Source organism: Streptomyces niveiscabiei (assembly GCF_001419795.1).
Lineage (GTDB): Bacteria > Actinomycetota > Actinomycetes > Streptomycetales > Streptomycetaceae > Streptomyces > Streptomyces niveiscabiei.
In genome coordinates, this window is sequence record NZ_LIRL01000010.1 from 1 (window position 1) to 7,526 (window position 7,526).

Genomic DNA, 7,526 nt, shown 5'->3' on the forward strand with positions numbered 1-7,526 from the left:
CTCCCCTGAGGAAGCCATGCACCTGAACGCCTCCACAGCTCCCCCGCCGGCGGTCCACATCCGGGGCTCCTACCGCAGCATCGCCCACCACGGCGAGATCCTCCAGGGGGTCTTCGAGGCCGGCGGGCGGCTGCACCGCGGCCTGATCACCCTGCCCTGTCCGCTCTACAGCTCCCAGGCCGTCTTCGAGCCCTCCACGACGGCCGCCGGGGTCTCGGTCAAGGACCCCTGGCGCACCAAGGCCGTGCGCGCCGCCGAACTGGCGCTGCGCACCCTGGGCGGCCCGTACACGGGCGGGGTGCTGCGGCTGGCCAGCGACATCCCGCTGGGCCGCGGGTTCGGTTCGTCCACCGCCGACGTGCTGGCCTCGATCGGAGCCGTGTTCCGGGCGGCCGGGCAGGATCCGCGCCCCGAGCAGCTGGCGGCCCTCGCGGTGGCCGCCGAGACCGCGTCCGACGCGCTGATGTACCCGCACCGGGCGGTGCTGTTCGCGCACCGCAGGGGGGAGAGCCTGGAGGATCTCGGGGGCTCCCTGATGCGGCTGACGGTGCTCGGCTTCGGCACCAGCCGGGACGGCGCGGGCGTCGACACCCTCGATCTGCCGCCCGCCCGCTACGACGTCTGGGAGATCGAGGCGTTCCGGCCCCTGCTGGGCATGGCGCGGCGCGCGGTGCGCACCGGTGACGTGGCGCTGCTGGGCCGGGTGGCGACCGCGAGCGCCCGTCTCAACCAGCGGCATCTGCCGGTGCCGCGCCTGGACGACCTGCTGCGCCTCGCCGAGGAGGTGGGCGCGGCGGGGCTCCAGGTCGCGCACAGCGGCGACGTCGCCGGGCTGCTCTTCGATCCGCGGTGCCCCGACCTCGACGTCCGCACCGCGCGGGCGCGGGCCCGGCTCGCCGCGCTCGGCATCCACGACACCTGGTGCTTCGGCACCGACGAATCCACCACCCATGGTTGAGGAGAGGCCCATGTCCTCGCTGTCCGTGCGCGCGCCCAGCGCGTCGATCGTCGCGGCGACCGAGCTGCCGCGGCTGGTGCGTCTCGGCCCCAACCTGTGCGGGGCCGCCTTCACCCTGATGAAGCTGCTGCCGGCCCGGTTCATGCTGGACCGCGCCGAGCAGCGCGGTGACCTCGGTCCCGGTACGACGGTGCTGGAGACCTCCTCCGGGACCTTCGCCCTGGGCCTGGCCATGGTGTGCCGGCTGCGCGGCTATCCGCTGGTGATCGTCGGCGACCCGGCGATCGACCCGGCGCTGCGCCGCCGCCTGGAGGAGCTGGGCACCCGGGTGGAGATCTGCACCCGGCCGAGCCCCGAGGGCGGTTTCCAGCGGGCCCGCCTGGACCGGCTGGAGGAGCTGCGGGCCGAGCACCCCCGGCACTACGTGCCCGGCCAGTACCACAACCCGGACAACCCCAACGCCTACGCGGCGGTCGCCGAGCAGCTCAGCGAGGCGCTCGGCTCCGTCGACTGCCTCATCGGCCCGGTCGGGTCCGGCGGTTCCAGCGGCGGCACGGCGTCCTTCCTGCGACTGGTGCAGCCCCGGATGCGGCTCATCGGCGTCGACACCTCGCCCAGCACCATCTTCGGCCAGCCCGACGGGCCCCGGGCGGTGCGCGGGCTCGGCAACAGCCTGGTGCCGCCCAACGTCCGGCACACCGCCTACGACGAGGTGCACTGGGCGGGTCCGGCCGAGGTGTTCCGCGCCACCCGCGAGCTGCACGCCCGGCACGCCCTCTACATGGGTCCGACCAGCGGCGCTTCCTTCCTCGTCGCCCGCTGGTACGCGGAGCGGCACCCCGAGGAGCAGGTGGTGGCGCTGCTCCCGGACGAGGGGCACCGCTACCAGGACTCGGTGTACCGCGACGAGTGGCTGCGGGAGCAGGGCGTGCTGGACATGCCGCCCGCGACCGGGCCGCGCACCGTCCAGCGGCCGGGCGACGCCCTGGGCGGCTGGGCGCGGCTGGAGTGGGACCGGCGCACCCTCGACGACGTCCTGCTGGCCGACCCGGCCGCCTCATCCCCTTCTTCTTCTCCGGAGCACCGATGACAGAGCCCCTCCTCGTGCTGGTCGAGAGCAACACCACCGGCACGGGACGGCTGTTCGCCCGCCGGGCCCGGGAGCTCGGCGCCCGCCCGGTCCTGCTGGCCGAGGACCCCGGCCGGTACGACTACGCGCGCACCGACGGCATCACCGTGGTCCGCGCGGACACCTCCAGCCTCCCGGCGGTCCTGGCGGCCGTGCGGGCCCTGCCGCACGCCGAAGGGTCCGCGGTGGCCGGGGTGACCACCAGTTCCGACTACTTCGTGCCCGTCGCGGCGAGCGCGGCGGCGGCCCTGGGGCTGCCGGGCCCCGACCCGGACGCCGTCGTCCGCTGCCGGCACAAGGGCGGCCAGCACGCCGCACTCGTGGCGGGCGGGGTGCCGGTGGCCGCCCACGCGCTGGTCGCCACGGCGGCGGAGGCCCTCGACGCGGTGGACCGGATCGGGACGCCCGTGGTGCTCAAGCCGGTGGACGGCTCGGGCAGTTCGGGCGTACGGCTGTGCGGCACGCGGCAGGAGGCCGCCGAGCACGCGGCCCGGCTGCTGGCCCGCACCCACAACGAGCGGGGCATGCCGGTGGCGCGGGACTTCCTCGTCGAGGAGTTCGTGCGCGGGTCCGAGTTCTCGGTGGAGGTGTTCGGCGACCGGGCCGTGGCCGTCGTCGGCAAGCACCTGGGCCGGGCGCCCCACTTCGTGGAGATCGGGCACGACGTCCCGGCGCCCGTCGCGGACGCCGACGCCGCCGCGCTGGCCGACGCCGCCGTCCAGGCGGTCAAGGCGCTGGGGCTCGGGTTCGGAGCGGCCCACGTCGAGCTGCGGCTGCGGCTGGGCGAACCGGTGCTCATCGAGGTCAACCCCCGGCTCGCGGGCGGCATGATCCCCGAGCTGATCCGCTCCGCCACGGGTGTCGACCTGGTGCGCGCCCAGGTGTCCGCCGCGCTCGGCCTGCCCGTGGACCTGGAAGCGGTCAGGTCGCACCACGCGCGCCTGCGCTTCCTGGTCGTGGACACCCCGGCGCGGCTGGGCGGCCCGCCGGACACCGGTGGCCTGCCCGAGGGCGCCGAGGCGGTGCTCACCGGCCGTACCGGCGTCCGCCTCGAACCGCAGCGCGACCACCGCGACCGGGTCGGCCACGCGACCGCCACCGCGCCCACCGCCGAGGCCGCCGACCTGGCCGTCGCCGCCGCCCACACCCGGCTGCGTACCTCCTTGCGTCCCGACACCGGCGAAGGAGCCGCCGTATGAGCACGACCGCCGCCACCGGCAGGCTCTCCACCTCCGTCGCCCCCGCCGCCGCGGAGATCCTCTTCGAACGGCATCTGCGGGCCCCGGCCGACCCCGTCGCCGCCGAGCTGCGCCCCACCAGCCAGGTCGACCGCGCGCACGTCGTCATGCTCACCGAACAGGGCATCGTCGCCCCCGGCACCGCCGCCCGGCTGCTGGCCGGCATCGAGGAGCTGCGCGCCGCGGACTTCGCGCCGCTGCGGGACCGGCCGGCGCCGCGTGGCCGCTACCTGGCCTACGAGGGCCACCTGATCGACGAGCTGGGCGCGCCGACCGGCGGGGTGCTGCACAGCGGCCGGTCCCGCAACGACCTCAACGCGACCGTCCTGCGCCTGCAACTGCGGGAGCCCTACGACCGGCTGCTGGACGCGTGCACGGCGTTCGGTGCCGTGCTGACCGACGGGGCGCGGCGCTGGTCCACGGCCGTGATGCCCGCCTACACCCACCACCAGCCGGCGGTGCCCATCACCTACGGCCACTATCTCGCCGGGGTGGCCGCCGCCCTCGTACGGGACCTGGACCAGCTGGCGCAGGCGGGCGAGGAGCTGGAGGAGAACCCGCTGGGCGCGGGCGCGGTCGGCGGCACGTCGCTGCCGATCGACCCGCGCCGCACCACGGAGCTGCTCGGGTTCCTGGCGCCGCTGCCGAACTCGCTGCACGCGGTCGCCTCGCGTGACGTGGTGCTGCGGCTGCTGGCCGGCTGCACGGTGCTGGGGGTCCTGCTGACCCGGGTGGCGCACGACCTCCAGTCCTGGACCAGCGCCGAGAATCCGCTGCTGGCGCTCCCCGACGACCTGGTCGGCAGCAGTTCGATGATGCCGCAGAAGCGCAATCCGTTCCTGCTGGAGAACGTGCAGGGCAAGGCCGCCGCCGCGCTCGGCGCGCTGACGGCGGCCACCGCCGCCATGTCCACCGCCCGCTTCACCAACGCCATCGCGGTCGGCACCGAGGCGGTGGGGCACGTGTGGTCCGCGCTGTCGGCGACGACCGACGCGGTGGTCCTGCTGCGGCTGATGGCCGAGGGCGCGGTGCCCTGCCGGGAGCTGATGCTGCGCCGGGCCGACGAGGGCCAGACCAGTGCCACCGCGCTCGCGGAGCGGCTCGTCGTGGCCGGTGTGCCGTTCCGCACGGCCCACCACGAGGTGGGCGAGGTGAGCCGGGAGGCCTCGGCGGGCGGGCGTCCGTTCGCGGAGGTGGCCGCCGAGCGCCTGCCCGCCGAGTGGGCCGGGCTGCTCACCGGCCTCGATCCGGCGTCCGTCGCCGGGGCCGCGACCTCGGGCGGCGGCCCCGGCCGGGCCGGTGTGCTCGCCGCGGCCGACGACGCCGAGGTCCGGCTCGCCGCCCACCGCGCCCTCGCCGACACGCGCCGCGCGCGCTGGTCGGCCGCCGACCAGACCCTGACCGCCGCTGTGAACGCCCTGATCTCCGGGAGCACCTCATGAACCGTGTCGTCGAACTGCGCAGCGACACCTTCACCCTGCCGACCCCCCGTATGCTGCGCGCCGCCGCCGAGGCCCCGCTCGGCGACGACGTGTACGGCGAGGACCCCACGGTCACCGAACTGGAGCGGCTGTCGGCCGATCTGCTCGGCAAGGAGGCGGCCTGCCTGATGCCGAGCGGCACCATGGCGAACCTCACGGCCCTCCTCACGCACAGCCCGCGCGGCGGCAAGGCGATCGTCGGCGCCGAGTCGGACATCTACGTCTACGAGGCGGGCGGCGCGGCGGTGCTCGGCGGGATCGTGTACGAGCCGGTGAGCGCCGCCGAGGACGGCACCCTGCCGCTGGCGGCCGTCGTGGAGGCGTGCGAGGTCGACGCCGACGACCCGCAGTTCGCGCTGCCGGCGGTGCTGAGCGTGGAGACGCCGCACAACCGCAGGGGCGGTATCCCGCTGTCGCCCGGCTATCTGGCCGAGGCGGCGGTGGTGGCCCGCGCCCACTCGATCGCCCTGCACCTGGACGGGGCTCGGATCTTCAACGCCGCGCTGGCGCTGGGCGTCCCGGCCGCCGAGCTGGCCGCGCACGCGGACACGGTCCAGTTCTGTCTGTCCAAGGGCCTGTCCGCGCCGATCGGTTCGGTGCTGGCGGGCGACGCCAAGAGCATCGACAGCGCCCGCCGGCTGCGCAAGATGCTCGGCGGGGGGATGCGGCAGGCCGGACTGATCGCCGCGTGCGGCATCGTCGCGCTGACCGAGATGGTCGACCGGCTCGCCGACGACCACGCCAACGCGGCCCGGCTGGCGGCGGGGCTGGCCGGGGTGCCGGGGCTGCGGCTCGACCCGGAGCCGCCCCGCACGAACATGGTGTTCTTCTCCGTCGACCCGGAGGCCACCGCCCACACCACGGCCTCGTTCATCGACGCGGCCCACGCGCGCGGGGTGCGGGTCGCCGAGCTGGGCCGGGACCGGATCCGCGCCGTCACGCACGCCGGGGTGGACGCCGAGGACGTCGACCACGCCGTGACCGTGCTGGCCGAGGTGCTGGCGGCGGCCCCGTCGGCCGGGCGGTGAGGGTGGCCCGCTCCGCCGCGCCGCCCGCGCCGTCCCTGCCCGCGCACCGCGGCTTCAGGATGTTCTGGGCGGCGGACACGGTCAGTCAGTTCGGCACGTACGTCGGGAACACGGTCCTGCCGCTGGCCGCCGCGACGACGCTGGCGGCGTCCCCGTGGGAGATGGGGGTGCTGGGCGCGGCGGAGACGGCCGGTTACCTGCTGATCGGGCTGCCCGCCGGGGTCTGGGTCGAGCGGGCCAGGCAGCGGCGGCTGATGATGTGGTCCAACGCGGTGCGGGCGCTGCTGCTGTGCACGGTCGCGGTGGCCTGGTGGCTGGGCGTGCTGACGGTCTCCCAGCTGGTGGCGGTGGCGCTGCTGGCCGGGGTCTGCGCGGTCCTGTTCGACGTCTCCTACCAGTCGTACCTGCCGTCGCTGGTCGCGCGCGAGCACCTCGTCGAGGGCAACGCGAAGCTCCAGTCGAGCCAGTCCCTCGCGCAGATCACCGGGCCGGGTATCGGGGGCGGTCTCGTCCAGCTCTCCGGGGTCGCCGGGCCGGTCCTCGGGACGGCGGGCGGCTATCTGCTGGCGGCCGTCCTGCTGCGCGGCGTCCCCGAGTCGGAGCCCGCGCCGCGCGCGGCCGGGGGCGCGTCGGTGCTCGCGGAGATCCGGGAGGGGCTGCGGTTCGTGGCCCGGACGTCGGCGCTGCGGGCGATCACCTGCTGCACGGCCACGGCCAACCTGTTCAGCGGGGTGCTGAACGCGGTCCTGGTGCTGTTCCTGGCCAGGACGCTGGCCCTGTCGGGCACGCTCGTGGGCCTGGTGCTGAGCGTGCTCGGCCTGGGCGGGGTGCTCGCGGCCCTCACCGCGCGCCCGGTGATCCGGCGGCTGGGGCAGGCCAGGGCGGTGTGGCTGGTGCCCGTCACCGCGTTCCCGGCCCTGTTCCTGGTGCCGCTCGCGCGGCCGGGGCCGCTGGTCGCGGCGGCCGTGCTCGGGCTGCTGGTCACCGGCTACGGGACCGTCCTCTACAACATCGCGCAGGTGAGCTACCGGCAGGCCGCCTGCCCCGAGCGGATGCTCGCCCGGGTCAACGCCACCGTGCGGTTCGTGGCGTTCGGCACACTGACGCTCGGCACGCTGGCAGGCGGGGCGCTGGGCGGGGTCCTCGGAGTGCGGGGCACCCTGTGGATCGCGGCGGCGGGCACCTGCCTGGCCGGCCTGTGGGTACTGTGCTCGCCGCTGCGCGGCATGGACGACTTCGTGCCGGAGCAGGGGTGAGCACCGGCGCCGCCACCCCGGCCGGACGCCCACCGCCCGGCCCTCGGGCTCTGACGCGGCCCCCGCCAGCCTCCCGAAGCGGAGGTGAAAGCCGCCGCCCCTGCCCGGCGCCCGCCGCCCGGCCCGCGGACTCTGACGCGGCCGGCCGGCGGTCTCCCGGTCCGCCTGGAACGTGTCGCGGCCCGTCAGTTGCCGACGGGGCGCAGCGCGGGTTCGCGCAGTACGGCCGCCGGTTCCGCCGGCCAGCTCAGGGCGTCGTCGCGGTGTCCGCCCGCTTCGGCGCGCGCGATGAGCACGCCGGCCTGGAAGCGGCTCTCGGCGCCGAGCCGCTTCATGATGTCGGCGATGTGCCGGCGCGTGGTGCGCAGGGACATGCCGAGCCGGCGGGCGATGGTCTCGTCCTTGAGGCCGCCCGCCAGGAGTTGCACGATGGTCC

General features: G+C 75.9%; 7 protein-coding genes. 6 read left to right on the forward strand and 1 reads right to left on the reverse strand.

Annotated elements, in window-relative coordinates:
• From AOK24_RS00445 to AOK24_RS00470, 6 genes are all read left to right on the forward strand, one after another.
• Positions 1–958, forward strand: a 958-nt coding sequence (locus AOK24_RS00445; RefSeq protein ID WP_206191117.1) for a GHMP family kinase ATP-binding protein, incomplete at its 5' end; no start/stop codon positions are given.
• A gap of 10 nt (positions 959–968) precedes the next feature.
• Complete coding sequence (locus AOK24_RS00450) at positions 969–2,048, forward strand: cysteine synthase family protein (protein WP_055718013.1); 1,080 nt, start codon at positions 969–971, stop codon at positions 2,046–2,048.
• Entirely contained in the window at positions 2,045–3,286 is a 1,242-nt protein-coding gene (locus AOK24_RS00455) for an ATP-grasp domain-containing protein (protein WP_063799363.1), read from the forward strand. The genes AOK24_RS00450 and AOK24_RS00455 overlap by 4 nt, the downstream gene beginning before the upstream one ends.
• A complete protein-coding gene (locus tag AOK24_RS00460) occupies positions 3,283–4,767 on the forward strand; it encodes an argininosuccinate lyase (protein WP_055718014.1) in 1,485 nt (494 codons plus the stop codon). The genes AOK24_RS00455 and AOK24_RS00460 overlap by 4 nt, the downstream gene beginning before the upstream one ends.
• Positions 4,764–5,834: a low-specificity L-threonine aldolase gene (ltaE, locus tag AOK24_RS00465; protein WP_055718015.1), complete on the forward strand. Its 1,071-nt coding sequence runs from the start codon at positions 4,764–4,766 to the stop codon at positions 5,832–5,834. The genes AOK24_RS00460 and ltaE overlap by 4 nt, the downstream gene beginning before the upstream one ends.
• Positions 5,835–5,836: 2 nt before the next feature.
• Positions 5,837–7,090 (forward strand): MFS transporter, encoded by a 1,254-nt coding sequence (locus tag AOK24_RS00470; RefSeq protein WP_240553588.1) that lies wholly within the window; start codon positions 5,837–5,839, stop codon positions 7,088–7,090.
• A gap of 185 nt (positions 7,091–7,275) precedes the next feature.
• Here AOK24_RS00470 and AOK24_RS00475 read toward each other — a convergent pair.
• A partial coding sequence (locus AOK24_RS00475) for a helix-turn-helix domain-containing protein (RefSeq protein ID WP_167376792.1) occupies positions 7,276–7,526 on the reverse strand: 251 nt, incomplete at its 5' end.

Excerpts from the sequence above, each read along its gene's own strand:
- AOK24_RS00450 (WP_055718013.1), top strand. The coding sequence starts at position 969 with ATGTCCTCGCTGTCCGTGCGCGCGCCCAGCGCGTCGATCGTCGCGGCG.
- AOK24_RS00455 (WP_063799363.1), top strand. The coding sequence starts at position 2,045 with ATGACAGAGCCCCTCCTCGTGCTGGTCGAGAGCAACACCACCGGCACG.
- AOK24_RS00460 (WP_055718014.1), top strand. The coding sequence starts at position 3,283 with ATGAGCACGACCGCCGCCACCGGCAGGCTCTCCACCTCCGTCGCCCCC.
- ltaE (WP_055718015.1), top strand. The coding sequence starts at position 4,764 with ATGAACCGTGTCGTCGAACTGCGCAGCGACACCTTCACCCTGCCGACC.